Source organism: Bacillus sp. RO2 (genome assembly GCF_012911845.1).
Classification (GTDB): domain Bacteria; phylum Bacillota; class Bacilli; order Bacillales; family Bacillaceae_I; genus Sutcliffiella_A.
This window is the reverse complement of the sequence record NZ_JAAXCU010000036.1, coordinates 1-24,766: the sequence shown is the minus strand read 5'-3', so window position 1 is coordinate 24,766 and position 24,766 is coordinate 1. Positions and strand designations below refer to the sequence as shown.

At 41.0% G+C, this 24,766-nt stretch carries 23 protein-coding genes; 19 read left to right on the top strand and 4 right to left on the bottom strand.

Features of this window, described 5'->3' with window-relative positions; all coding sequences use genetic code 11:
* Positions 1-144 precede the first annotated feature (144 nt).
* Positions 145-804: a DNA alkylation repair protein gene (locus HF078_RS08775; RefSeq protein ID WP_169290796.1), complete on the top strand. Its 660-nt coding sequence runs from the start codon at positions 145-147 to the stop codon at positions 802-804.
* A gap of 150 nt (positions 805-954) precedes the next feature.
* Here HF078_RS08775 and HF078_RS08770 read toward each other — a convergent pair whose 3' ends face one another.
* The gene (locus tag HF078_RS08770) at positions 955-1,380 is read right to left on the bottom strand and encodes a VOC family protein (RefSeq protein WP_169290795.1); all 426 of its coding nucleotides are present in this window, start codon (positions 1,378-1,380) and stop codon (positions 955-957) included.
* A gap of 95 nt (positions 1,381-1,475) precedes the next feature.
* Between HF078_RS08770 and HF078_RS08765 the strand changes: the two genes are divergently transcribed.
* The 5 genes from HF078_RS08765 to HF078_RS08745 all read left to right on the top strand — a co-directional run bounded on the left by HF078_RS08765 (position 1,476) and on the right by HF078_RS08745 (position 5,383).
* Positions 1,476-2,126: an RNA polymerase sigma factor gene (locus tag HF078_RS08765; RefSeq protein ID WP_169290794.1), complete on the top strand. Its 651-nt coding sequence runs from the start codon at positions 1,476-1,478 to the stop codon at positions 2,124-2,126.
* Positions 2,127-2,165: 39 nt separating this feature from the next.
* The gene (locus HF078_RS08760) at positions 2,166-3,044 is read left to right on the top strand and encodes an alpha/beta hydrolase (protein ID WP_169290793.1); all 879 of its coding nucleotides are present in this window, start codon (positions 2,166-2,168) and stop codon (positions 3,042-3,044) included.
* A gap of 88 nt (positions 3,045-3,132) precedes the next feature.
* On the top strand, positions 3,133-3,990 hold the full coding sequence (locus tag HF078_RS08755; RefSeq protein WP_169290792.1) for an STAS domain-containing protein: 858 nt from the start codon (positions 3,133-3,135) through the stop codon (positions 3,988-3,990).
* 63 nt (positions 3,991-4,053) lie between these two features.
* On the top strand, positions 4,054-4,941 hold the full coding sequence (locus HF078_RS08750) for a TIGR01777 family oxidoreductase (RefSeq protein ID WP_169290791.1): 888 nt from the start codon (positions 4,054-4,056) through the stop codon (positions 4,939-4,941).
* Between the two features lie 67 nt (positions 4,942-5,008).
* On the top strand, positions 5,009-5,383 hold the full coding sequence (locus tag HF078_RS08745) for a TraR/DksA family transcriptional regulator (protein WP_169290790.1): 375 nt from the start codon (positions 5,009-5,011) through the stop codon (positions 5,381-5,383).
* A 68-nt stretch (positions 5,384-5,451) separates the two neighbouring features.
* On the opposite strand, the gene HF078_RS08740 is transcribed toward HF078_RS08745, so the two are convergent.
* Positions 5,452-6,726 (bottom strand): ATP-binding protein, encoded by a 1,275-nt coding sequence (locus HF078_RS08740; RefSeq protein WP_169290789.1) that lies wholly within the window; start codon positions 6,724-6,726, stop codon positions 5,452-5,454.
* Between the two features lie 241 nt (positions 6,727-6,967).
* Between HF078_RS08740 and HF078_RS08735 the strand changes: the two genes are divergently transcribed.
* Positions 6,968-7,117 carry a hypothetical protein gene (locus tag HF078_RS08735; RefSeq protein ID WP_169290788.1) on the top strand — a complete coding sequence of 50 codons (150 nt, stop codon included), beginning with the start codon at positions 6,968-6,970 and terminating at the stop codon, positions 7,115-7,117.
* Positions 7,118-7,223: 106 nt separating this feature from the next.
* Here HF078_RS08735 and HF078_RS08730 read toward each other — a convergent pair whose 3' ends face one another.
* Together HF078_RS08730 and HF078_RS08725 are read right to left on the bottom strand one after the other, a co-directional pair.
* A complete protein-coding gene (locus HF078_RS08730) occupies positions 7,224-8,591 on the bottom strand; it encodes an MFS transporter (RefSeq protein WP_169290787.1) in 1,368 nt (455 codons plus the stop codon).
* Between the two features lie 20 nt (positions 8,592-8,611).
* Positions 8,612-9,457: a patatin-like phospholipase family protein gene (locus HF078_RS08725; RefSeq protein ID WP_169290786.1), complete on the bottom strand. Its 846-nt coding sequence runs from the start codon at positions 9,455-9,457 to the stop codon at positions 8,612-8,614.
* Between the two features lie 232 nt (positions 9,458-9,689).
* Here HF078_RS08725 and HF078_RS08720 point away from each other — a divergent pair, with 232 nt between their 5' ends.
* The 12 genes from HF078_RS08720 (at position 9,690) to leuD (ending at position 24,309) form a co-directional block, all read left to right on the top strand.
* Positions 9,690-10,679: an ABC transporter substrate-binding protein gene (locus tag HF078_RS08720; RefSeq protein ID WP_169290785.1), complete on the top strand. Its 990-nt coding sequence runs from the start codon at positions 9,690-9,692 to the stop codon at positions 10,677-10,679.
* 60 nt (positions 10,680-10,739) lie between these two features.
* Positions 10,740-11,534: a (2Fe-2S)-binding protein gene (locus tag HF078_RS08715; RefSeq protein ID WP_169290784.1), complete on the top strand. Its 795-nt coding sequence runs from the start codon at positions 10,740-10,742 to the stop codon at positions 11,532-11,534.
* 117 nt (positions 11,535-11,651) lie between these two features.
* Positions 11,652-12,914, top strand: a complete 1,263-nt coding sequence (ilvA, locus tag HF078_RS08710) for a threonine ammonia-lyase IlvA (RefSeq protein ID WP_169290783.1) — start codon at positions 11,652-11,654, stop codon at positions 12,912-12,914.
* Between the two features lie 527 nt (positions 12,915-13,441).
* Positions 13,442-14,386, top strand: a complete 945-nt coding sequence (gene ilvE, locus HF078_RS08705) for a branched-chain-amino-acid transaminase (protein WP_168866058.1) — start codon at positions 13,442-13,444, stop codon at positions 14,384-14,386.
* Positions 14,387-14,560: 174 nt separating this feature from the next.
* The gene (gene ilvD / locus HF078_RS08700) at positions 14,561-16,228 is read left to right on the top strand and encodes a dihydroxy-acid dehydratase (protein ID WP_169290782.1); all 1,668 of its coding nucleotides are present in this window, start codon (positions 14,561-14,563) and stop codon (positions 16,226-16,228) included.
* A 27-nt stretch (positions 16,229-16,255) separates the two neighbouring features.
* Complete coding sequence (gene ilvB, locus HF078_RS08695) at positions 16,256-17,971, top strand: acetolactate synthase large subunit (RefSeq protein WP_169290781.1); 1,716 nt, start codon at positions 16,256-16,258, stop codon at positions 17,969-17,971.
* Positions 17,968-18,225, top strand: coding sequence for an acetolactate synthase small subunit (gene ilvN / locus HF078_RS08690; RefSeq protein ID WP_010192589.1), 258 nt, complete (start codon positions 17,968-17,970; stop codon positions 18,223-18,225). The genes ilvB and ilvN overlap by 4 nt, the downstream gene beginning before the upstream one ends.
* A 200-nt stretch (positions 18,226-18,425) precedes the next feature.
* Positions 18,426-19,451, top strand: a complete 1,026-nt coding sequence (gene ilvC, locus HF078_RS08685) for a ketol-acid reductoisomerase (protein WP_169290780.1) — start codon at positions 18,426-18,428, stop codon at positions 19,449-19,451.
* Positions 19,438-20,988 carry a 2-isopropylmalate synthase gene (locus HF078_RS08680; protein ID WP_169290779.1) on the top strand — a complete coding sequence of 517 codons (1,551 nt, stop codon included), beginning with the start codon at positions 19,438-19,440 and terminating at the stop codon, positions 20,986-20,988. The genes ilvC and HF078_RS08680 overlap by 14 nt, the downstream gene beginning before the upstream one ends.
* Entirely contained in the window at positions 20,985-22,076 is a 1,092-nt protein-coding gene (gene leuB / locus HF078_RS08675) for a 3-isopropylmalate dehydrogenase (RefSeq protein ID WP_169290778.1), read from the top strand. Before HF078_RS08680 ends, leuB begins: the two co-directional genes overlap by 4 nt.
* 221 nt (positions 22,077-22,297) lie before the next feature.
* Positions 22,298-23,719, top strand: a complete 1,422-nt coding sequence (gene leuC, locus HF078_RS08670) for a 3-isopropylmalate dehydratase large subunit (RefSeq protein ID WP_169290777.1) — start codon at positions 22,298-22,300, stop codon at positions 23,717-23,719.
* Positions 23,719-24,309, top strand: coding sequence for a 3-isopropylmalate dehydratase small subunit (leuD, locus tag HF078_RS08665; protein WP_169290776.1), 591 nt, complete (start codon positions 23,719-23,721; stop codon positions 24,307-24,309). Before leuC ends, leuD begins: the two co-directional genes overlap by 1 nt.
* Positions 24,310-24,766: the final 457 nt, after the last annotated feature.

Here is a 24,766-nt window from a genome sequence, read left to right as displayed (position 1 = left end):
AGTTGTAATTTAGCACTAGTAGCTGGGAACCGTATCACAAGTAACGGCAAAGTGAATCACTCCTAATTGTTATGGTACAATTGTATGCATTAAAACTAATAAAGAATTTTTAGGTATTAGTGCTTTAATAAGGAGTTGTGTAAAATGAGTAGCACAGAAAAAAAACACTCATCAAAAGCAGAAAACATTCGATCTCAGATTAATAGTAAAACTAAGCTAGGCGACTTACGAAAAATCGCAAAGGAAATAAAAAAAGATCACGAATTAGCTATGGAAGTTTGGTCAACCGGAGAGTTTTTGCCAAGGCTATTGTCAATCTTAATTATGGATAAAAAACTTCTATCACAAGATGTTTTAAATGAGCTTGATAAGGATATGCAGACTCACTCATTTGATGAGAGAATTAACTTAATGGATTGGTTAATGGCTAATCAGCTCACCAAAGACAAGAAGAACATTGCATTGATGGAATCATGGCAAAATAGTCCTTCTGCTCTTCAAAGGCGAGCTTTCTGGTATTTCCAAGCGAGATTAAGATGGACAGGACAAACACCGCCAGATAATACGGCAGACTTACTATCTGCAATTGAAGCTACAATTACTCTGGAAGAACCCGAAGTTCAATGGGCCATGAATTTTACCGCAGGCTGGATAGGTGTCTATGATGAAAAATATCGAGCACGTTGTATGAAAATTGGTGAGAAAACGGGTCTTTTCAAAGATGAAATGGTATCAAAAGGGTGTACTCCTAATTATTTGCCAGAGTTCATAACGATTGAAGTTAACAAACGAATTAATAAGTAGTTACGCAAGTTCTTTCAGAAGTGCATGCGTTCATTTCAATTAAGGGACAGGCTCACCTTGAAATGATACAGAAGTTACTTGGCCAAGAAAAGACAGTAAATCAAAAAGAATTACCTATCCTAATGATTGGTAATTCTTTTTCACTATTTATTAATTTTTTATGTCTCGTTCCTGCATCTTTCTAACATTATCTGAATGGTAGGGGGAGCCGACGACTTCATTAACTACACTAAATGGGTTACCATCTAGGTCAAAGAAATCAAAAAACTTCATTCCGCCAAAATCATCTATCTCAGAGGTAACGATACCATTGGTTTTAAAATGTTGATGGGTTTTCTCAATATCATCAACAACAAAATTAAAATATCCATTTTTTTGATCACCATGGGTTCTGAACTCAGTAGGCTGAGGGGATTCCACCTTTACCAAGGCTAATTGTGTTGGTCCAGTTGATAAATAAAAGCCAACACCATCTCCCCAACTATCAATCATTTTTGCACCAAGAAACTTTTCATACCATTCTGTTGATTTTTCCATGTCTGTAACTGGAATGAAAATACTACCAACTCTAAACATAACCTTCCTCCTCCAAATAAAATTTCTTACTATTAACGTTAATTATAGTGTAAAAGTTACACGATCAATAAAAATAAATGAAAAGGTGTTAAAACATGTTTCTAGAAGATATAGAGTATGAGATTAACAAACTTTATAAATATTGCTTAAAATTGTCAGGTTCACCTTGGACAGCTGAGGATTTAGTCCAAGAAACCTTGTTAAAAGTATATAAAATTAAACAGTCCGAACCGAGTAGAGTACTTACATTTTCTTTTTTATGTACGGTTGCAAAAAATATGTATATGGATGAAAAAAGGAAGTATAGAGAAAGTATTCAATTTAATGAAGACTTATTGGGAGAAGAGTACGATTTTATAGAATACTACGGTCTAATTGAAATATTATTTACCAGTTTACCATTGAAGCAGTCTATGCTAATCATATTAAAGGATGTATTCGGATACACTTCAAAAGAAATAGCATCCATGTTAAGAGTGAGTGATGAGTCTATTAAAACAGCACTTCATCGTTCGAGAAAGAAATTAAAATTTACAAATACAACTAATATCGAAACGGGAATTCTAATTCCTAATCATCAAATTATTATGTTGCTCTCTAAATCAATTCGAAATGGTAATCCTTTAGAGATATTCTATTATTATCGACTGTTAGAAACGCAAAACTTTCAGGTGAAAAGAAGTTCTCTGCATTCTGTATTCCATGTCATAGATCCAGATGGAAATATTTTAGAAATTGTATCTTAAATACCTATATTTATTGGTTAAGAAAGTGAGGTTAATCTGATGTTCACTTCTGTTGTTGCAAAATTACTACGGGTCTTACCTAATAAAGCATTGAAAACACCAATGATTCCTCACCAAAATGTAAAAATGAAAAAAGATGTGTTAATTGAAACATCTGTTCAACATACTCCTACTTCTTTATATTATCCCTTGAAAGCTAATCAGGAGAAGCTCCCTGTCTACATTAATTTCCATGGTGGAGCGTTTATAATGAACAATAAGGAAATGGATGATCCTTATTGTCGCTTCCTTTGTAATCAGGCAGAATGTGTTGTTCTTAATATTGATTATGTGAAAGCACCGGAACATCGTTTTCCTAAACCGATTGAACAGGCCTATGACATCATTAAATGGTTGAAAAGCAGGGCGGAAGAGTTAAATATTGATATGGGAAAACTGATGGTTGGCGGCCAAAGTTCAGGTGCAAATATCGCAGCTGCGCTATGCCTATACCTAGAAGAGAAAGGGGACAATCAGCCACTTCTACAAGTGCTATCTTGCCCTATGCTTGATTTTGTCACTCCTCATGCAGATAAACCAGAACCAGATCGGTGGCGTTCGCAATACCCTCAAGCAGCAAATTTTATCAATATGTGTTATTTAGCTGAAAAAGAACACGCCCGCCATCCACTTGCATCCCCTGTTCTAGCTAAAGTTACCGACCGCTTAGCTCCTGCACTTATTCTGATTGCAGAGTATGACGCATTTAAACCAGAGGCCGAATGTTATGCTGAGAAATTAAAAGCAGCAGGGGTAGACGTTCAATATGAGCTTTATAAAGACTGTTTCCATGCGTTTACCCACTTAGGCCCAAAAGAAAGAGCCGAAGAGGCTTGGGCGTTGATAGCTAGGAAAATGAAAGAAGTAGTTGAAGATTAATAATATTTTTTGAAACGTTCAGAGAATAGTGCTCTTCCTGTCTGAAACCGTTATAATATACTAAAATAAATTAATTAAGGGGCTTTTTATGGAAAAGAACGTGGCATTGCATGATTTTATTGTAAATAATACGGATTCCTTAACTAACGCTTGGTTCCAGTCTAAAAAAGCGAAAGAAGGTAGTATTTATTCGAGTTCTGCTCCTACCATTTGTGAGAAGTTGCGTGTGCAAAACCAGAAGTTCATTACAACAATTGCCCATATTTTTATCAATCCTGATAAAGACTCAAACTATGATGCTATTAAACAATGGGCTTCTGATGTTGCGAAAGATAGAGTTTCCACCCATACGGAATTAAATGAAATCATTCCTCAGTTTAAAGTTTTCCGTCAAATTTACTGGAATAAGATTAATGAATTTGCTTCAGAACCTACCAACTCGATTACTCCTGAGAAGCTGTTAACCTGGTCTAATCTTTTCCATTATGCGTTTGACAATGTTATCGAAGAATTCGTTGCAACCTATACAGCTTATCACCGAGCGACACTCTTGGCACAACAAGAAATGATATCAGAGTTAAGTTCGCCAATTATAAAATTGACGAATGAAATCAGTGTTCTTCCATTGATAGGAAGCATTGATACACATAGAGCGAAAGTTATTACAGAGACAAGCCTTAAACAGTGTCAGGAAAAGAATGTCGAGTGTCTTGTCATCGATTTATCTGGTGTACCTATTGTGGATACGATGGTAGCTAATCAGTTATTTATTGTTGTAACCGCTTTAGAGCTCATTGGAGTAAAAAGCATTATTACAGGCGTCCGTCCAGAAGTAGCACAAACAGCCATCCATCTGGGACTTGATTTCTCCCATATCACTATCTACTCTTCTCTTCAAAAAGCACTGGAGAAATGGGAGTTTCGAAAAAAGAGAATTTTACAATAAGGCTTGGAGTGAGATTAAATCAATGCTTGCTTTTTAAATAATGATAAGGAAATAGGTACACCCTTGAAGAAAAAAGTTGTTCTCGCAGGAGGAACCGGATTTATTGGAAAATACATAGAAAAACAGTTCATTCAACTAAACTATGAAGTTATCATCATTTCAAGACAGCCTCAACACGTGGCCTGGACAGATACGAAGAGAATTGCCAAAGCGGTCGACAATGCAGAGCTGGTCATCAATCTGGCTGGAAAATCGGTTGATTGCCGCTATAATGAAAAAAATAAACAGGAAATTTTTGATTCTAGGACGGAAACGACAAGAATTCTCGGAGAAGCAATCGAATCTTCTTCAAATCCTCCTGAATTATGGATCAACTCTAGTACAGCAACAATCTACCGACATGCTGAGGACAGACCAATGTCGGAAGCTACCGGGGAGATCGGAGAAGGTTTTTCCGTTGAGGTTGCAAAAAAGTGGGAGAAATCATTTTTTGATTTTAACTTGCCACAAACAAGACAAGCTGCATTGCGAATTGCCATTGTCTTAGGAAAAGATGGTGGTGTGATGACTCCATTTAAAAACTTGGTCACATATGGACTGGGGGGGATTCAAGGGCCAGGTACACAAATATTCAGCTGGGTACATATAGAGGATGTTTTTCAAATCATGCTTTTCATTAGAGACAGAAAAGACTTACAAGGGTTCTTCAACTGCTCTGCTCCAAATCCTATCTCTAACAAGCAATTCATGGCTGAAATGAGAGAGAAAATGAATAGAAAGATTGGGCTGCCTTCCCCAAGATGGATGCTCGAGATTGGTGCTGTCATCATTAGGACGGAAACAGAGTTGATCTTGAAAAGCAGGTGGGTCATTCCTGAGAGGTTGGAAAAAGAGGGATATCAATTCAAGTATCCTAAAATAGATGAAGCATTAGCAGAAATTTTATCCTAGAATAACGGTTTGTTTTATTTCGTACTCCTAAGGGTATACCTTCAATAGATGAAGGGAGTAGATAGAAATGACACTAACGAAAGATAAGCAGAAAACACTACAAACCAAACTGGAAAAGATGAAAGAAAGCATAGAGGAAAAGCAGGAAAACAGTTTATTGGACGAGTCCATGCGCGAATCTTCCGGTGAAATTACTACTGGGATTGGCAACCACTTAGCAGAAGGAAACGCTGAGAGAGTCGAAAGAGAACAGGAACAAACTTTTGAACAGATCGATGAAAAATTGCTAGGTGAGATTGAAGAAGCATTAGCTAGAATAGAAGAAGGAACGTATGGTATTTGTGTCGATACTGGGGAAGAGATCCCTTTCGAGCGGCTTGAAGCACTGCCATATGCGAAACGAACTGCTCGAGCGCAGGAGAAGTTTGATAAAGGTGAATAACTAATAGTCCCATAATCAATAAATAAGCCTGAGACCTCCACTAATCAGCATAAGGTCTCAGGCTTTACTTATCTAATAAATCCTACTTGTTCAGCATCCGTATCCCATTTGAAATTTTTCTTTTTCTTGTTATCTGCCTGCAGGTCGGCACAAATCTTTTCCACATCGACTTCCTTTTCATAATGCCACTGCAGGGCGACAGAAGTGTACAACTCATTCAACTGAGCATAGGAGAATCCATCTGTCAGCTGATTAATCTTCATTAATTCTTCCTCTGAAATAAATTGAAGCATCTTCTTCTTTTTCAAATAGCCCATTCTTAACTCCAGAGTAGGTAGTTTAATTTCGTATGCTCTGTCAAAACGTCCGGAACGATTAATAAGGGCAGGGTCAATTTTCTCCGGATAGTTGGTTGTTCCAATGAGGAAGATGCCTTCCTTAGATGTTGCACCATCCAGTGTGTTCAAAAAGACGGACCTGACTTCTATTGGCATCGAATCAATATCTTCTATCACCAAAGCCATAGGTGTCATTCTGTTTACAGTTGAAAACACTTCATGTATGGAGTAGCTGGAAGTATGCTCTGTGATCTGCCAGTATGCAACAGGAGCGGTAATGCTGTTGGCAATGGACTTCACTAGAGTAGTTTTTCCATTACCAGGCTTTCCGTAAAGCAAGATCCCTCTTTTATAGGGAATGTCATAAGTTTTAAAAAAAGAGCCGCTATCTGTAAAGAACTCGTCGATAGAACGATAGATTTCTTTTTTAAGAGAGTCTTCTAAAAAGACATCATCACGTGTAACAAACGTGGTGATTTTCTCTTTGGTGCTTTCAATCCCATTTTCCGTATCCGTAAATACTGTGACATAGTTCTTGGTGTAGTCCCGCTTCCTTTTAATTACATAGTTGAGAAAGGTTAAGAGGCCATCATTGCTTTTGGCCAAAATGAAATCATGATTGGTCTCGGTATGAGTTTGAAAAATAGGGCATCTGACCACAGCCACTTCGTACTCTTTATAGTAATATAGAGTGTTGGAAAGACGTGGTTTAATAATAAATTCGAGCCGGTCATGGTTATGATTGGATGAGATTGTTCTCGTTTCTAAACCATCAAATACATGAGTAACAGCTTCCACTTTTTCTGGATGTATCTCCAAGTCCTCTTCAAGTACTTCCCAAATTTCATTCGATGTTTCATCATCTGCGTACAGGTGAAAGTCGGTGCCATATTTATTGTGTAAAGCATTTTTCAGTTTGCTGACCACAAAACCAAAATCATAATAGCTTCCGATCTTTTCGCGGTCTTTTTCATTGAAATGAATTAAGTAAGGTGTTTTTTGCATGCATGTCCTTCTTCCATTTTTTGTAGTTATTTCTTCCCTTATTTTACTGAGAAAATGGAATGGAGGCAATAACAAAAGATATGCATGGACTGGAGTTTATGTTTTAATACGATGCCATATTAGTTCATTACGAAGGAGATTTGTCATCTAAGATAAGGAATGATGCCAAATTTGCTCAATACGAAGGAGATTTGTCATCTAAGAAGCTGAACGATGCCAATCTTGCTCAATACGAAGGAGATTGTCATCTAAGAAGCTGAACGATGCCAAACTTTCACAATATGATGGAGATTTGTCGTCGAACAAGCTAAATGATGCCAAACTTACACAATACGAAGGAGATTTGTCATCTAAGAAGCTGAACGATGCCAAATTTACTTTATATGATTAAGTATTGGCATCGAACAAGCTCAACAATTCCAGGTTCGATTTATTCAATAGCGTTTTTGGAGCGAAGACCACAAATATTGCTACTTGATGCCATTTTCCTCGTTTAATTAGTTAGCAAGCTGTCTCACCTTACTTCTTTTATACTGATAAAACACAATGGAGGTAAGTAACAATAGCCCTGTAACTCCAAGGAAAATATTGCGATATATCTCTCCCTCAGGCAAGTCTCCTTGCCACACAATCAACAATCCAGTCAATGCCACTCCAAAAGCACCGCCGAAAAATTGAACAAGCTGGGCAATCCCCATACCTGCACCAAGCTCCGACTTATCCAAAATCCTTGAAATCTCATTGGAAATACTTGATGTGAGTGCTGAAAATCCTGTACTCATGAACATATAGGTAACCAAAATCACATAAGGGGAAAAGTTCCCGAGCAGCCCGAATGATAATGTCGCGATGATTAAAAACACCTGACCGAACAAAATCAGTGGCATATTGCCAAAGCGGTCGATAAATCTGCCGATAAATTGAGCGGCGATAGCAGAAAGAATCGCCCCGGGAAAAATAAGCAATCCGATCGTTGCCGGTTCCTTGTTAAATATCACAGCCAACATAATGGGCATTAAGAATAACGCTGAGAAATGCGAAACAAATGCACCAAATCCAATAACCAATAGGTTCACAAACTGTCCGTTTTTTAACAATGCCGGTTGGATGAACGGAGTAGAAACTTTTTGAATATGTCTCCATAGCCATAAGAGTGCTGCAATACTCACCATCAAAATTGGAACCTTAAAAGTGGAAAGGTATAGTAAAAGTCCTGTTACTCCAATCCCAATTAACAAACCACCAAGGTAGTCGAATTTAATTTTTTGTGTTTCTTCTTGAGGTAATAGTTTTCGAAACAGCGGTAGTAGCAATAAAACGAATCCTGTCACGACGAAAAGAAAATGCCAGCCCAAGTATTGGGTGATCAGTCCCCCAATTACTGGACCAAGTCCAAATCCGAGGGAGGCGGCAGAAGAAATGAAGGCCATCGCTTTTCCTCTTCTTGAAATAGGGATATAACGTCCCGCCAACACCATAGCAAGCCCCGGTACAGCCCCAGCACCCGCAGCTTGCAAGAGTCTTGCGGACAATAACCAGATAAAATCTTGCGAAAAGAAACCAATAATCGAGGAAATGGCTAACAAGCTAAGTCCAATGCTTAGTAACTTCCTAATCGGTAAAAAATCCGATAATCTGCTATATGTCAAGGTTGCAATGGCGAAAACGATGGAATAGCCAGATACAATCCATGAAGCGGTGGAGGAGGATAGGCTCAGCTCGCTCAATACACTTGGCAAGGCAACATTGAACATCGTTGTATTCATGACTACAAGCCAAACGGTTGCGCTCCAGATAAGGATGATTTTATTTTCTTCTAATACAGGTTGATTTAATTCTTTAATATCGGCAGCGTGTGATGCCATTTGTCTCACCAGTTTCTATCTTAGTTTTGTAAAAAATCTTGTAGTGCATTGTAATTTTTTTCTGCATCTTCATACCCTAGTTCATAAAGTGCTTGAAGGCGTTCCTTTTTTCGTTCCATTCTGCCTACAGGGATAGGCTTGCTTGGTTGAAATACAAAAGTAGAGCCAGTATTCTTCTCTGATGCCACATAGTCCAACGTGTCATTATAGAGCTTATACCGTGTCTGAAGACGATCTGAGATAATCGGATACGGCTTGTATTTGAAAAGAGAAGAAAATCTGCTTGCTTTCTTTTTGTAGCCAATAGGCTTTGTCAAGATAACAACATTTTTCTCAAAGCCATCTTTTTGTGCTTTTTTTAATGGAATAGGATCAATGATTCCCCCGTCTAAGAGCATTTTGTCTTGATAGGCAACACTTGGTGCAACAAAGGGAAGAGAGCTTGATGCACGTATCAGTTGGAGCATATCTTCTCCATGTTGATCCATGTTGTAATAGATGGGCTCACCAGTCAGACAATCCGTCGTCACAACCACAAACCGCTCTGTTCTGTTCAAGAATGTCTCATAGTCATAAGGAACAAGTTTATTTGGGATTTCATCAAATAAAAAGTCCATGTCAAACATCTGTCGTTTTTTCCAATAGTTTCGATAGGAAAGATATCTAGGGTCTCCAACGAAGTCGATATTTACCTTTTTGTTTCTACCTGGCTGTCTGGATAGATAGGAAGCTGCCATACAAGCTCCGGCAGAAACGCCAATCACATATGGAAAGTATAAGTCCTTTTCCATAAAATATTCTAAAATTCCGGCAGTATATACTCCGCGCATACCTCCGCCTTCAAGCACTAACCCACTGTTCAACAACTTCTATCCCTCTTTTCATATGCTTAAATGTTCCATTATTTCATAAGGCATATTGTAACAAACCACTACAGCCTTTGTCCGAAACGGTGCCTGAAAATAATCGTGTGTCAAAAAGTCCATGCAAAATGTTCAAAAAGTGCATAGATTTCCTATTCTATGCGACCTATAATAATAATGAAAATCATTATCAATTACATAGACTGAATCACAGTCAAAAGAAAGGGAGATAGAAATGAGAAAGAATAAAGGGTTTATTCAATTACTGCTTGCATTCAGTATATTGGCATTAATTTTAGCTGGATGCGGGGCAAACAATACAGGAAGCGATACAGTGAACAGTTCTAAGGGCGATGAAGCAGTAAAAACGGAAGAGCTGACAGAATACACGGTTCAACATGCAATGGGGGAAACAACTATTGAAGATACGCCGCAAAAAGTGGTTGTACTTACAAACGAAGGAACAGAAGCTGTATTGGAACTTGGTGTAACTCCTATCGGTGCTGCTAGTCCTGGTGTAGGGACGGAATGGTACGCTCATATCAAAGACGAAATGGAAGAGGTAACGGAGCTGGGGGAAGAAACAGCACCAAACCTTGAAACGATTGCAAGTCTTCAACCTGACTTGATTATTGGAAACAAGATCCGTCATGAAGAAATTTATGAACAATTAGAAGCGATAGCACCAACTGTATTCTCAGAAGATTTAGCAGGTGATTGGAAGCAAAACTTTGAACTATATGCAAAAGCATTGAACAAAGAGGCTGAAGGCAAAGAAGCGATGGCAAATTACGATAAGCATGTAGAAGAAGTGAAAGGGAAGCTTGCAGATAAATTGGATATGGAAATATCCGTTGTCCGTTTCTTACCGACGACAGTTCGTATCTATCAAAAAGATACATTTGCTGGAACGATTCTTTCTGACTTAGGATTTGCACGTCCAGAAGCACAAGATAAAGATGATTTCATGGAAGTCATTACAGAAGAACAGATGAGCAGCATGGATGGAGACATAATGTTCTATTTCAATGCCGACTATGATGAGGAAAAAGGCGGAACAAAAATGCAAGAAGCTTGGATGCAGCATCCTCTTTATGAAAAGCTAAATGTTGCAAAAACGGATTCTGCCTACAAAGTAGATGAAATCATTTGGAACCTATCTGGTGGAATTAAAGCTGCAAATCTTCTATTAGAAGATATCGTGAAGTATATGGAAGAAATGTAAGGAAGAATAGGGAAGGTTGACATATGCTGTCAGCCTTCTTTTTATAAAAGGAGGGAGCAGATGGAGCTTCAAGCACAAGGATGGACATGGGAGCAGATGGAGAATTTCTTTTATATGACGAACCAAGAGAAAGTGGATGCTGTCTGGGAATGTCGGATAAGGGAATTAGTATATTCTGATATTCTACAAAAATTAATGGATATCTATGGAGAGGAAATCAAGGCAACGACCAAAGATGTTACTGTCATGTACCTTGCAGGCTGGTTTGGATATTTATGTGGGTCTATGCATTTTTTATCTTCGGATGGATGGAAGATCACTACAGAAAATATTAAACTGCAACTATATAAAAATCAACGAGGAACGATGCTGATTTCATTTGTCATTCATTCGAAGGATATAGTTGAAAAAGGGGACATAGAGTGGGTGGAAGAATTTTATAAAGATATAATGAATCCCGTATATAAGCAAATGCACTCTAGGTCAGATAGCAACCATCTTTTACATATGTGGTACCAGGCTACTCATAGTCTTTATTGGATTTCAGACCGGATGAAGCATTCTAGTCTTCCTGAAAGATATAAGTTGCAATATGAAAAAAACGTGGGAAAGTTTAAGAATGGAAATCCTTCATCTTGCATGGGAATGAATACCACAAAACATCCCTATGCAAAAAAGTTAATATTTATTGATAATCCTTGGAATTTAAATGATCCGATGCCTATAAAACCTTCTTGTTGTCTTGCTTATCAAACAGAAGGAGGGCATTTATGTTATACCTGTCCAAGAATGAAAAAATCGGAACGGCAAGAGAAATTTGATAAAGTGTTAGCAGAGCATCCGACAACGAGTTAAAGATGTCGAATGCTTTTTTATATGTATTAGTGAAAATTTCATCGTGACTTTTTAAAACAATATGTTGTACAATAATTCACAATATTCATTTTTCGATTAAAGAAAGGAGCGGTAAGATTGGCAAAAGCATTACAGACAAGAGTAACAACTGAAGAAGTGGAGCATGCTTATGAGGTACTGAAGGATGTGGTTGTCAGAACCCCGCTTCAGCTCGATACCATTCTATCAGAAAGATATAACTGTAAGGTGTACCTTAAACGGGAAGACCAACAAGTGGTAAGGTCCTTTAAAATTAGAGGAGCATACTATTCGGTTCATAGTCTAACAGAGGAACAACGATCAAAAGGGGTGGTGTGTGCGAGTGCAGGCAACCATGCACAAGGAGTTGCCTATGCGTGCAAAAAGCTTGGAATAAAAGGGAAGATCTTTATGCCGACGACAACACCGCGCCAAAAAGTGTCACGAGTAGAGTTTTTTGGTGGCGAGTTTACAGATGTAGTTCTTACAGGCGACACATACGACGATTCCTATCAGCAGGCGATGAAAGTTTGTGAAATGGAAGAGATGAAATTTATCCACCCATTTGACGACAGGTTAACCATTACAGGACAGGCAACAGTAGGCTTGGAAATTTCTGAGCAACTGCAGGAAGAGTGTTCTCATGTGTTTATGAGTATAGGAGGAGGAGGGCTAATCTCGGGTGTCGGGTCCTATCTGAAAGAAAAGCGTCCCCATACAAAATTAATTGGTGTGGAACCATTCGGTGCTCCAGGTATGAAGCAATCATTAGCGCAAAATGAAGTAGTGCGACTAAATGAGATTGATAGCTTTGTAGATGGAGCCGCTGTGAAGCAGGTAGGAGAGCTGCCGTTTGAAATGACCAAAGACCTCGTAGATGATGTGGTATTGGTACCAGAAGGGAAGGTCTGTACCACCATTTTAAATTTGTATAACGAGAATGCCATTATTGCCGAGCCGGCAGGAGCTTTGTCTATTGCTGCACTAGATTTTTATAAGGATGAGATCGCCGGTAAGACGATAGTCTGTATTGTGAGCGGAGGAAACAATGATTTAGACCGGATGCAAGAAATGAAAGAAAGGTCCTTGATCTATGAAGGGCTTAAGCACTATTTCATTGTCAACTTCCCTCAACGTGCAGGTGCATTGCGTGAATTTATGGAGGATGTTTTGGGAGAAACAGACGATATCACACGATTTGAGTACACCAAGAAAAATAACCGAGACAAGGGCCCGGTGTTGGTCGGCGTCGAACTGCGCAAGCCTGACGATTATTTTGCTATTATTGAACGTATGGAAAAGAAAGGATTTACCTATATCGAAATTAATAAAGACAAACAGTTATTTAATTTATTGATATAATGTTAGATTGTCTTAGAAAAGAGCGGGGTAACTCGTTCTTTTTTTATGTTTTGAGAGAAAAAAGAAGGGTATGTAAAAAAATTTAACAAACATTTGTAAGCGTTTTCTTTGTTTATAGGACAAAAATGAAAGCGTTTTTATATTGTCTGTAAAATTTGAATTATCTGAAATTAGGTGTTGACGGCCTGTATCGACGGTATTAAAATAACATCAACTCAAAGAAACATTGATAAAAGAAATAACATTTCCCTTATCAGAAGGGTGTCTAGGGTTCCGGTGATTTCAGGAAAGTAAAGTGGTAGTGCAAGAAAGAAAATCTTTGCAATATCAGCCCAATTTTCCAATCATGACTGGTCCAAGCGATACCAGCACGATCTTGACAGATGGTGTACACCGCGAGGAAAAAAGCCTCTACGGATAGGTTCTGATAAACGCTTGACGTTTATTCAGCCTGACCAAGGGGCAACTTTTAAACTGTTATATGTCAGAATATTCAAACAATAAAAAATAGAAAGAGGAGATTAGTTATGTGTAGATACATCTATATGAATGGGCAGCTAGTAGAAAAAGAGAAGGCAGTTGTATCTGTATATGATCACGGATTCCTATATGGCGATGGCGTTTTTGAAGGAATCCGAATGTACAACGGAAATGTATTCCGTCTTCGCGAACATCTTGAAAGATTATATGATTCTGCAAGGTCTGTATTATTGGACGTCCCCTATACCATGTCTGAACTTGAGGATATTATCGTTGAGACTCTCAGAAAGAACAAATTGCATGATACGGCCTATATTCGACTGGTCCTATCAAGAGGAGTCGGCGATCTCGGTTTAGATCCCACAAAATGCAAAACTCCAAACCTAATTGTCATTGCTGAGCAACTGGCATTATTCCCTAAAGAACTCTATGACGTAGGCATTACGATGGTAACCGTTCCTACTAGAAGAAACCGTCCGGATATCTTAAGTCCGAAAGTAAAATCACTTAACTACTTAAATAACATCATGGTAAAAGCGGAGGCAAATATGGCTGGTGCCAATGAAGCCCTAACGCTTAACACAGAAGGGTATGTTGCAGAAGGATCAGGACAGAACATCTTTATCCTAAAGGGCAATAAACTACTAACGCCGCCAAGTTATGTTGGAGCACTGGAAGGTATCACGCGAAATGCCATCATCGATCTCGCGAATGAAATGGGATATGACGTACGAGAAGAACCGTTTACAAGGCATGATGTGTATGTAGCTGACGAAGTGTTCTTGACTGGAACTGCAGCAGAAGTAATCCCAGTTATCAGTCTTGATGCTAGGAAAATCGCAGACGGAAAACCAGGCAAAGAAACCCACAAAATCCTAAACCGCTTCCGCCAGCTAGTCGTAGAAGACGGCCACAAAGTCTACCCAGAAGAAACTCAAGTAGGCTGGGAAATCAACGGTGGAGTGCTGCTGGGTGAAGCGTTGAATCATTAAAGCGTTGAAGAGGGGTCTGCCCCTCGCTACATTAAAGCGTTGAAGAGGGGTCTGACCCTCGCTACGTTAAAGCGCTGAAGAGGGGTCTGACCCTCACTACGTTAAAGCATTAAAAAGGGGCCATGTCATCACAAGTAAATTGTCAGGGTCCCTTCTAAAGGAGTGAAGCAATCGATGAGAAGTAATACGATCAAGAGAGGAATTGACAGAGCACCACATAGAAGTTTGTTGCATGCAACAGGGGTAAAGCCGGAGGATATGGATAAGCCATTCATCGGTGTCTGTAACTCTTATGTCGATATTATCCCAGGGCATATGCATTTAAATAAATTTGCAGAAGTGGTAAAGGAAGCAATCAGGGAAGCTGGTGGGGTTCCTTTCGAGTTCAATACAATCGGAGTGGATGACGGAATTGCCATGGGACATATTGGAATGCGTTATTCCCTACCAAGTCGGGAGCTGATTGCAGACTCAGCAGAAACTGTCATTAACGCTCACTGGTTTGACGGCGTGTTTTACATTCCGAACTGTGACAAGATCACACCAGGAATGCTAATGGCAGCGGCTAGAACCAATGTCCCAGCAGTATTCGTTTCCGGAGGCCCAATGGAAGCCGGAAGAACAAAAGACGGTAGGCCATTATCGCTTGTATCCGTTTTTGAAGGAGTAGGAAGTGTCCTTTCAGGAAAGATGTCCCGAGAAGAACTGCTGGAAATTGAGTCAAGTGCTTGTCCAACATGCGGCTCCTGCTCGGGGATGTTCACGGCTAACTCCATGAATACCTTGATGGAAATGCTAGGAGTGGCACTCCCTGGGAACGGTACCATGGTGGCAACCTCCAATGAGCGCCACCAACTGATTAAAGATGCTGCAAAACATCTTATGAGACAAATCGAAGAAGATGTAAGACCAAGAGATATCATCACTAAAGAAGCAATCGACGATGCTTTTGCACTCGACATGGCAATGGGCGGATCTACCAATACCGTTCTACATACACTTGCCATCGCACATGAAGCTGGAATTGAGTACAAATTAGAAGACATTAATAAAATCGCAGAAAGGATCCCATATCTATGCAAAGTAAGTCCGGCATCAGACTATTCTATGCAGGATGTCCATGAAGCAGGTGGAGTAAGTGCCATCATAAAGGAACTTTGCCAAATTGAAGGTGCCATCCATCCTGATCGTCTCACCATTTCCGGTCAATCTATTCAAGAAGTGGTAGATCATGCACAGATCGTAAATGACCAGGTCATCAGGAAAAAAGATAATCCATATAGTCCTGTCGGAGGGTTGAGTATTCTATTTGGAAACCTTGCACCAAATGGTAGCGTCATAAAGGTTGGAGCAGTAGATCCATCTATCAAAACATTTACAGGAGAAGCCATCATTTTTGAATCACAAGATGAGGCCCAGGAAGGTATTAACAGTGGTCAAGTCCGAGAAGGACATGTAGTAGTCATCAGATATGAAGGGCCAAAAGGCGGACCTGGAATGCCTGAGATGCTTGCACCAACTTCCTCTATTGCTGGGAGAGGGCTATCCACTAAAGTGGCACTCATCACAGATGGCAGATTCTCTGGTGCATCAAGGGGTATCTCTATTGGACATATCTCCCCTGAAGCAGCAGAAGGCGGTCCAATCGCTTTTGTGGAAAATGGAGATATCATTCAAATAGACTTACCAAAACGAACCATACATTTATTGGTTGAGACGGAAGAATTAGAAGCGAGAAAAAAGAACTGGCAACCACCAGAATCAAAAGTGAAAAGCGGTTACCTTGCAAGATATGCAGCACTTGTAACGTCAGCTAATACTGGAGGAATTCTAAAAGTATAGCATCGAACACAAGGAGGTGGAGAACGAATGAGTACAGTTGAAAAGAGCGGAACAAAGGTGGCGCAAAAACTGCTGACAGGTTCACGGATGATTGTTGAAGCGTTAAAAGAAGAGAAAGTGGAAGTAATATTCGGGTATCCAGGTGGCGCTGTATTAAACATTTACGACGCACTATATGATGGCGGAATTCCTCATCTTTTAACCCGACATGAACAAGGTGCGATCCATGCTGCAGAAGGGTATGCAAGGGTAACTGGGAAACCTGGAGTGGTCATTGCCACTTCCGGTCCCGGTGCCACCAACATCGTCACTGGTCTTGCGGATGCCATGATTGATTCCCTGCCATTAGTCGTAATTACGGGTCAGGTTAATTCGCAGGTCCTTGGGTCAGACGCCTTTCAAGAAGCACCGATTTTAGGAATTTCGATGCCAATTACCAAACATAATTTTCAGGTCCAAGATGTCAAGGATCTCCCAAGAATTTTTAAAGAAGCGTTCCATATTGCATCCACTGGGAGACCAGGGCCGGTATTGGTTGATATTCCCAAAGACATCACTGCCACGTCAGGTATTTACGACTATTCAAAAGAAGTGCACCTTCCGGGTTATAAGCTACAAACTGAGCCGGACCAGCAGGCAGTGAAAAAAGTAGCACAGGCCTTGAAGAAAGCGGAAAAGCCCGTCATTTTAGCTGGCGCAGGCGTTCTCCACAGTAAAGCAACGAGTGAATTGAAGGAACTGGTTGCTAAAACGACAATCCCAGTAGCCAATACATTACTTGGACTTGGCAGTTTTCCGGCAGACCACCCTCTCTTTCTTGGAATGGCGGGCATGCACGGAACATATACAGCCAATATGGCCTTATATGAAGCGGATTTAATTATTAATATCGGAGCAAGGTTTGATGACAGACTAACAGGAAACTTGCAAGAGTTTGCCAAATTTGCGAAGGTGGTTCATTTTGATATTGATCCTTCTGAAATCGGCAAAAATGTTCCGACTGATTATCCTGTTATCGGGGATGCCGCAAAGTCACTTCAATTACTATTAAAGGAATTACCAGAAACGGCGGATACAAGTAGTTGGCTGGAGCAACTCTTGCAATCTAAAGAAGAATATCCACTATGGTATATAGAAGATGGAGAAACATTTAAGCCTCAGAAGCTTGTAGAACTTGTTCATGAACTTACAAAAGGAGAAGCGATTGTCACAACAGACGTAGGGCAACATCAAATGTGGGCAGCGCAATATCATGGTTTTCAAAAGCCTGATCGCTGGGTAACTTCAGGGGGACTCGGAACCATGGGTTTTGGATTACCGGCAGCCATTGGTGCGCAGGTGGCGGAACGGCCCTCTACAGTTGTAGCAGTCCTTGGGGATGCTGGGTTCCAAATGACACTACAGGAGCTGGCTGTCCTAAAAGAATACAAACTTCCGGTAAAAGTAGTGCTCGTAAACAATCAATCTATGGGAATGGTACGACAATGGCAGCAACTCTTTTACAAAGAAAGATACTCAGAATCCTTGCTCCCGAACCAACCGGATTACGTAAAACTGTCCGATGCTTTTGGAATCAAGGCGGTAGTAGTCCAAAATGAAGAAGAATTCAAAGCTGCATTCACTAAAGCACTTGCTACAGATGAGCCCTATCTATTAGATTGCCGGGTGACTCCAACGGAAAATGTGTATCCGATGATTGCCCCTGGAAAAGGAATTCAACAAATGGAAGGTGTGAAGCCATGAAGCGTACATTGTCGCTCCTAGTAAACAACCAGCTTGGAGTATTGAACCGATTGACCAATCTGTTCTTGCGAAAGGGATTAAACATTGAAAGCCTGGCAGTAGCACCTGTCAATGAGTCTTCCATTTCCCTTATGACCATCGTTGTTAACGTGGTGGAAGAACAAGAAGTGGAAAAAATAAAGCTCCAACTTGACAAACAAATCGACGTCATCCAAATCACCGACATTTCCGAGCAAATCGCTCTAACAAATTAACCGAATATTCTTATTAATAATGCAGTTTTACCCGTTGACTGGAGTGCAAGGTGTAAGACTCCTGGGGAGATAACGGTAGGTTGAGACCCCTGAAGCGTTGTGAGGAGGCTCAAGCACCGTCCCCCGGAAAGCGAACGTCTGGAACGAAAGTCATCTGGAGTTCGTTCAAATACTTATATTTTCCCAAGGAGGAATTTCAAATGGCAGCAAACATGTATTATAACGACGACATCTCCCAAGCAGCACTTAACGGAAAAAAGGTAGCAGTAGTAGGCTACGGATCCCAAGGCCATGCACACGCACAAAATCTACGTGAGAGCGGCGTAGAAGTAGTAGTAGGAGTTCGAACCGGTGGCTCTTGGGATAAAGCAAAAGAAGACGGATTCCAAGTATACTCCGTGGGAGAAGCAGTCGCCCAGGCAGATGTGGTAATGGTATTACTTCCTGACGAGAGGCAACCGGAAGTTTACAAACAGGAAATTGAACCACATCTAACAGCAGGAAAAGCATTGGCATTTGCCCATGGCTTCAATGTCCATTTTCATCAGGTGGTTCCTCCAAAAGACGTGGATGTATTCTTAGTCGCACCAAAAGGGCCTGGCCACTTAGTGAGACGCGTTTATGAAGAAGGCGGCGGTGTACCTGCACTCTTTGCAGTCCATCAAAACGCTTCAGGGGAAGCAAAAGAGGTAGCATTGGCTTACAGCAAAGCAGTAGGTGCGGGAAGAGCTGCCGTTATGGAAACAACTTTCAAGGAAGAAACAGAAACAGATTTATTTGGGGAACAAGCAGTACTTTGCGGAGGGACCACAGCCCTTGTAAAAGCTGGCTTTGAAACGTTAGTGGAAGCAGGGTACCAGCCAGAAGTCGCCTACTTTGAATGTTTGCATGAACTAAAATTAATCGTTGATCTTTTATATGAAAATGGATTAGAGGGAATGCGCTACTCTATTTCAGACACTGCACAGTGGGGTGATTTTACCGCTGGACCACGAGTAGTTAATGACGGAACAAAGGATGAAATGAGAAAAATCCTTTCGGAAATCCAATCTGGACAATTCGCCAAAGGATGGGTACTTGAAAACCAGGCAAACCGCCCAATGTTCCATTCTATTAATGAACAAGAAAAACAACACCCAATCGAAGTGGTAGGAAGGGAGCTCCGCGCGAAAATGCCATTCATCCAATCGAAGAAGAAAGGAGTCGTTGGCAGTGCGAAAGGTTGACATATTTGATACCACATTACGAGACGGTGAACAGTCAGCAGGAGTAAACCTTCATCCCCACGAGAAACTGGAGATTGCCATTCAGTTAGAAAAATACGGAGTAGATGTCATGGAGGCAGGATTTCCTGCTTCCTCCTACGGGGATTTTCAAGCAGTCCAGCAAATTGCCAGGACCATTAAAAAGTCAAGAGTGGTTGGTCTGGCCCGTTCAGTAATATCAGATATTGATGCAGTCTATGAAGCGGTAAAAGATGCTAAAATCAACGGGATCCATGTGTTTTTAGCAACCTCTCCCATCCATATGGAATACAAATTAAAGAAAAAGCCGAAAGAAGTGGTGGAAGCAGCCGTTCAGGCAGTCGAATACGCAAAACGTTTTTTCGATCATGTTCAATGGTCTGCCGAAGATGCAACAAGAAGCGAATGGCCGTTCTTGGCTCATATTATTGAAAAGGTTATTGATGCCGGGGCAAATGTCATCAATCTTCCTGACACGGTAGGGTACACGACTCCACTGGAATATGCTCAACTAATCACATATATTCGCGAACATGTACCGAATATCCATAAAGTAAAACTCTCTGCCCATTGCCACGACGACCTTGGAATGGCTGTTTCCAATTCACTCGCAGCCATCCAAAGCGGTGTCGATCAGATTGAAGGAACCATCAATGGAATCGGGGAACGTGCAGGAAATGCTTCCTTAGAAGAAATCATCGTTGCCCTTCAAATAAGGAAAGACGTGTACGAGGTGGAAACAAATATTGATTTAAAACAAACGGTCAGAACAAGTAATCTTGTCAGCAAACTGACCGGTATGATTGTTCCACAAAATAAAGCGGTCGTAGGAGCTAACGCCTTTGCCCATGAATCAGGAATTCACCAGGATGGGGTACTGAAAAACAAGAGTACCTATGAAGTAATCAATCCCGAGATGGTCGGGTTGCACTCAAATAAAATGGTCCTTGGAAAGCACTCCGGCAGTCATGCCTTTAAGCAACGATGCGAGGAACTCGGATTATTCTTAAACGAGGAAGAAGGGAAAAAGCTGTTTAAAGCATTCAAGGATCTTACGGTGAAAAAGAAAGAAGTAACGGAGGACGATATTTTTGCCCTGATGATGGATTCGTCTGTAAAGGGACTATTCCCGCATTACCGGATGGAAACTTTACAAATCTCTTACGGCTCCAATATTATTCCAACGACCACTATTGCCATCAAAACTGAAGACGGAGAGGTGCTTCAAGAATCTGCTACAGGCAAAGGAAGCGTCGAATCTGTCTATAATACAATCTGTAGAATTCTGCAAAAGGAAATATCCTTACTTGACTATCGCATCCAATCTACCACAAATGGTAGTGACGCACTTGCAGAGGTGTATGTGAAAATAAACTGTGAAGGTGAAGTATCAAGCGGAAGAGGAATTGAGCATGATGTGCTGGAGGCTTCCGCAAAAGCCTATTTGGATGCAGTCAATCGCTTATCTATAAAAGAAAAGTTTGCAAGATACTCAGCAAAAGGGGTGGAGGTAGGATGAGTCAGTTTACCATCAGTGTCCTGCCTGGTGACGGAATCGGCCCGGAAGTCGTAAGGGAAGCGATCCTTGTATTAGAGCAGGTAGCCAAGAATTTTCAACATACTTTTTCATTTAATTATGGCAAAATCGGGGGAGTTGCTGTCGATGAGACAGGAACTCCCCTTCCACAAGAAACGGTAGACATATGTAAAAACAGCCGCGCAGTCCTATTAGGAGCCGTAGGTGGACCAAAATGGGATCAAGAAACACCGGATAGAAGGCCGGAAGCTGGATTGCTCGGAATTCGCAAGCAGTTAAAACTTTATGCTAATCTCCGCCCTGTCACACTTTTTGAATCTCTAATCCATGCATCTCCCTTAAAAAGAGAAGTGGTTTTAGATACAGATATCTTAATAGTCAGGGAACTGACAGGAGGCATATATTTTGGGTCTCCCCGTGAAAGACGACAAGGGAAGGATGGACTAGAAGTAATCGATACCCTTTACTATACGGAAAAAGAAATCGAACGCATCATTCGAAAAGGATTTGAAGTCGCGCAAGGAAGAAAGAAAATACTTACATCTGTTGATAAAGCAAATGTGTTGGAGAGCAGCAGGCTGTGGAGGGAAACGGCTAATCGGATTGCAAAAGAGTACCCAGATGTTCAATTAGACCACATGTTAGTAGACAATGCGGCCATGCAATTGGTCAGAAATCCTCGACATTTTGATGTAATCGTGACAGAAAACATGTTTGGAGACATATTAAGCGATGAAGCCTCCATGTTGACGGGCTCCCTTGGCATGTTGCCTTCTGCAAGTCTCGGGGTAGATGGTCCAGGCCTTTACGAACCAATTCACGGTTCTGCACCTGATATTGCCGGCAAAAATATTGCCAATCCGTTGGCTACCATCCTTTCAGCCGCCATGCTACTCAGGCATTCCCTCGGATTAGAGGAAGAAGCAGCCTCTGTCGAAAAAGCAGTAGACCTTGCACTTGAAGAAGGCTACCGCACCCATGACATCGGCACAGAATGGGAACGCGTCCTAGGAACAACCCAAATGGGAGAAGCAGTCAGGAGTTATCTGAGAGCGCCAATAAAGAGTTAGCAAGTTCCAAAGTAAGTAGTATTTACCTGTAGATTGAAGTGCAAGGTGTGAGACTCCAGCGGGGGAGTAACGGTTGGTTGAGACCCCGCAACGAAGTGAGGAGGCTCAAGCACCGTCCCGCGGAAAGCGAACACCTGGAACGGAAATCGAAAGGAGTTTCAAAGAAAACCAAACTTTTTGTAACAAATTAATACACATATAAAACAAGGAAGGTGAGTGACATGCAGCCAAGAACACTATTCGAGAAAATCTGGGATCGTCATACAGTAGTAAAGGAAGAGAACAAACCAAGCCTGTTATACATCGACCTCCACTTAGTGCACGAAGTCACCTCTCCTCAAGCATTTGAGGGACTCCGTCTATCAGGAAGAAAAGTAAGACAACCAGACCTAACATTTGCAACCATGGACCATAACGTCCCAACCATCAACCCGTTCCATGTGACAGACGAAATCGCCTCCAAACAAATGACCACACTGGAAGCAAACTGCAAAGAGTTTGGAATTAGACTTGCAGATCTTCACAGCACAGAACAAGGAATTGTCCATGTAATCGGACCTGAGCTGGGTTTGACTTTACCAGGCAAAACCATCGTTTGCGGCGATAGCCATACCTCCACACATGGAGCTTTTGGTGCCTTGGCATTTGGAATAGGTACAAGTGAAGTCGAGCATGTTCTTGCCACCCAATGCTTATGGCAGTCAAAACCTAAGACATTAAAGGTTGATTTTACTGGTCTCAGGCCACTGGGAGTCTCTGCTAAAGATCTTATCTTGGCTGTGATTGCAAAATACGGTACAGATTTTGGCACAGGGTATGTACTTGAATTTACCGGTAAGGTAATGGAAGAGATGTCCATGGAGGAACGCATGACCATCTGTAATATGGCCATTGAAGCCGGGGCTCGCGCAGGACTTGTTGCACCAGATGAAACGACTTTCTCCTATTTAAAAGGAAGAAAATATGCTCCTGTCGGGGAGGAACGCGACAAGGCGGAAGTGGAATGGTACGCATTACGCTCAGATGAGGGTGCGGTTTATGATAAAGAAATCCAATTTGACATTACAAATTTAGAACCACAGGTAACATGGGGGACGAATCCCTCAATGGGCACAAGTATCAGTGGTAGGGTGCCGAATCCTGCTACTATTGAAAATGAAGGGGAAAGAAAATCAGTCGCACAAGCAATTGACTATATGGGGTTGACCCCTGGTATGAAGATCTCTGATATTGCCATTGATTATGTGTTCATCGGATCCTGTACCAATTCACGCATTGAAGATTTAAGGAAAGCTGCTGAAGTGGTAAAAGGCAGAATGGTCTCTTCCCATGTTACGGCGCTTGTCGTTCCCGGTTCCAAACAGGTGAAAAAACAGGCTGAAGAAGAAGGGCTTCACGAGGTGTTTTTAGAGGCGGGATTTGAATGGAGAGAAGCCGGCTGCAGTATGTGCCTCAGTATGAACCCAGATGTTGTCCCTCCAGGGAAAAGATGTGCTTCTACCTCTAACCGCAATTTTGAAGGCAGACAAGGAAGAGGTGCACGAACGCACTTGGTTAGTCCTGCGATGGCCGCAGCAGCTGCGATTAGCGGCCGATTTGTTAATGTGAATGAATGGCGATATGAAAAAGAGGAGGTGGTCTAATGGAAGCACTCATCAATCATATCGGAAAAGTTATCCCCTTGGATAAAGCCAACGTCGATACTGATCAAATTATTCCAAAGCAATTTTTGAAGAGAATAGAACGAACAGGATTTGGTCAATTTCTCTTTTATGATTGGCGCTTTGAAGAAAATGGAGAAAAGAATGATTCTTTTATCATGAATGACCCTAAATTCAAAGGTGCTTCTATTCTTCTGGCACGAAAGAATTTTGGCTGTGGATCTTCTCGTGAACACGCACCATGGGCTTTGAAAGATTATGGAATCAAGGTGGTCATCGCACCATCATTTGCAGATATCTTTTATAACAACTGCTTTAAAAATGGAATCTTACCGGTTGTGTTAAAAGAAGAAGAGGTGGAGCAACTTTTTGAGAAAGCTTCTAATCAGACTCTCGAACTGGAGGTGGATCTTGAGTTCCAGGAGGTTTGTGTTGGAGATGATGTGAAGTATCACTTTGAAGCATATGAATATCGGAAGCAGATGCTTTTAAAAGGACTGGACGATATCGGCCTGACCGAAATGTACATGGAAGAGATTTGTGAATATGAGCAAACAAGAAGAGTCTACTAAATTTGTGAAGACCATCATCTCGAACGAAGGGGTGATGGTTTTTTTATGAAAATGTATGGGATAGGCAGGCTATATAAGCCCGAAACTCCATCTGAAGAGGAGGAATTGTCTAATAGAAGCGTTCTATACGCCCGAAACTCCGTCTGAAGCGGAGGAACTGACTAATAGAAGCGTTCTATACGCCCGAAACTCCATCTGAAGAGGAGGAATTGTCTAATAGAAGCGTTCTATACGCCCGAAACTCCCTCTTAATAGGAAAAACTGTCTCATATAAGCGTTCTATAAGGACTAAACTCTATATTAAGAACAAGAACTCGTAAATAAGAGGCTTCCAAAAAGCGTAAACCCCCATCAGTACAGAAGGGTTGTCGAAGAAGAAGCATAAAAAAACAGAACACCCTAATGGTCTACGTAGAAATTGTAAATACAACTGTTAATAACAAGCATCAACACAACA

Bases quoted from the DNA above. Each gene is read 5' to 3' on its own strand.
- HF078_RS08755 (WP_169290792.1), top strand. From the start codon at position 3,133: ATGGAAAAGAACGTGGCATTGCATGATTTTATTGTAAATAATACGGAT.
- ilvE (WP_168866058.1), top strand. From the start codon at position 13,442: ATGTGTAGATACATCTATATGAATGGGCAGCTAGTAGAAAAAGAGAAG.
- leuC (WP_169290777.1), top strand. From the start codon at position 22,298: ATGCAGCCAAGAACACTATTCGAGAAAATCTGGGATCGTCATACAGTA.
- HF078_RS08760 (WP_169290793.1), top strand. From the start codon at position 2,166: ATGTTCACTTCTGTTGTTGCAAAATTACTACGGGTCTTACCTAATAAA.
- ilvD (WP_169290782.1), top strand. From the start codon at position 14,561: ATGAGAAGTAATACGATCAAGAGAGGAATTGACAGAGCACCACATAGA.
- ilvC (WP_169290780.1), top strand. From the start codon at position 18,426: ATGGCAGCAAACATGTATTATAACGACGACATCTCCCAAGCAGCACTT.
- HF078_RS08740 (WP_169290789.1), bottom strand. From the start codon at position 6,726: ATGCAAAAAACACCTTACTTAATTCATTTCAATGAAAAAGACCGCGAA.
- leuB (WP_169290778.1), top strand. From the start codon at position 20,985: ATGAGTCAGTTTACCATCAGTGTCCTGCCTGGTGACGGAATCGGCCCG.
- HF078_RS08745 (WP_169290790.1), top strand. From the start codon at position 5,009: ATGACACTAACGAAAGATAAGCAGAAAACACTACAAACCAAACTGGAA.
- ilvB (WP_169290781.1), top strand. From the start codon at position 16,256: ATGAGTACAGTTGAAAAGAGCGGAACAAAGGTGGCGCAAAAACTGCTG.
- HF078_RS08720 (WP_169290785.1), top strand. From the start codon at position 9,690: ATGAGAAAGAATAAAGGGTTTATTCAATTACTGCTTGCATTCAGTATA.
- HF078_RS08765 (WP_169290794.1), top strand. From the start codon at position 1,476: ATGTTTCTAGAAGATATAGAGTATGAGATTAACAAACTTTATAAATAT.
- HF078_RS08730 (WP_169290787.1), bottom strand. From the start codon at position 8,591: ATGGCATCACACGCTGCCGATATTAAAGAATTAAATCAACCTGTATTA.
- HF078_RS08775 (WP_169290796.1), top strand. From the start codon at position 145: ATGAGTAGCACAGAAAAAAAACACTCATCAAAAGCAGAAAACATTCGA.
- ilvN (WP_010192589.1), top strand. From the start codon at position 17,968: ATGAAGCGTACATTGTCGCTCCTAGTAAACAACCAGCTTGGAGTATTG.
- HF078_RS08715 (WP_169290784.1), top strand. From the start codon at position 10,740: ATGGAGCTTCAAGCACAAGGATGGACATGGGAGCAGATGGAGAATTTC.
- leuD (WP_169290776.1), top strand. From the start codon at position 23,719: ATGGAAGCACTCATCAATCATATCGGAAAAGTTATCCCCTTGGATAAA.
- HF078_RS08770 (WP_169290795.1), bottom strand. From the start codon at position 1,380: ATGTTTAGAGTTGGTAGTATTTTCATTCCAGTTACAGACATGGAAAAA.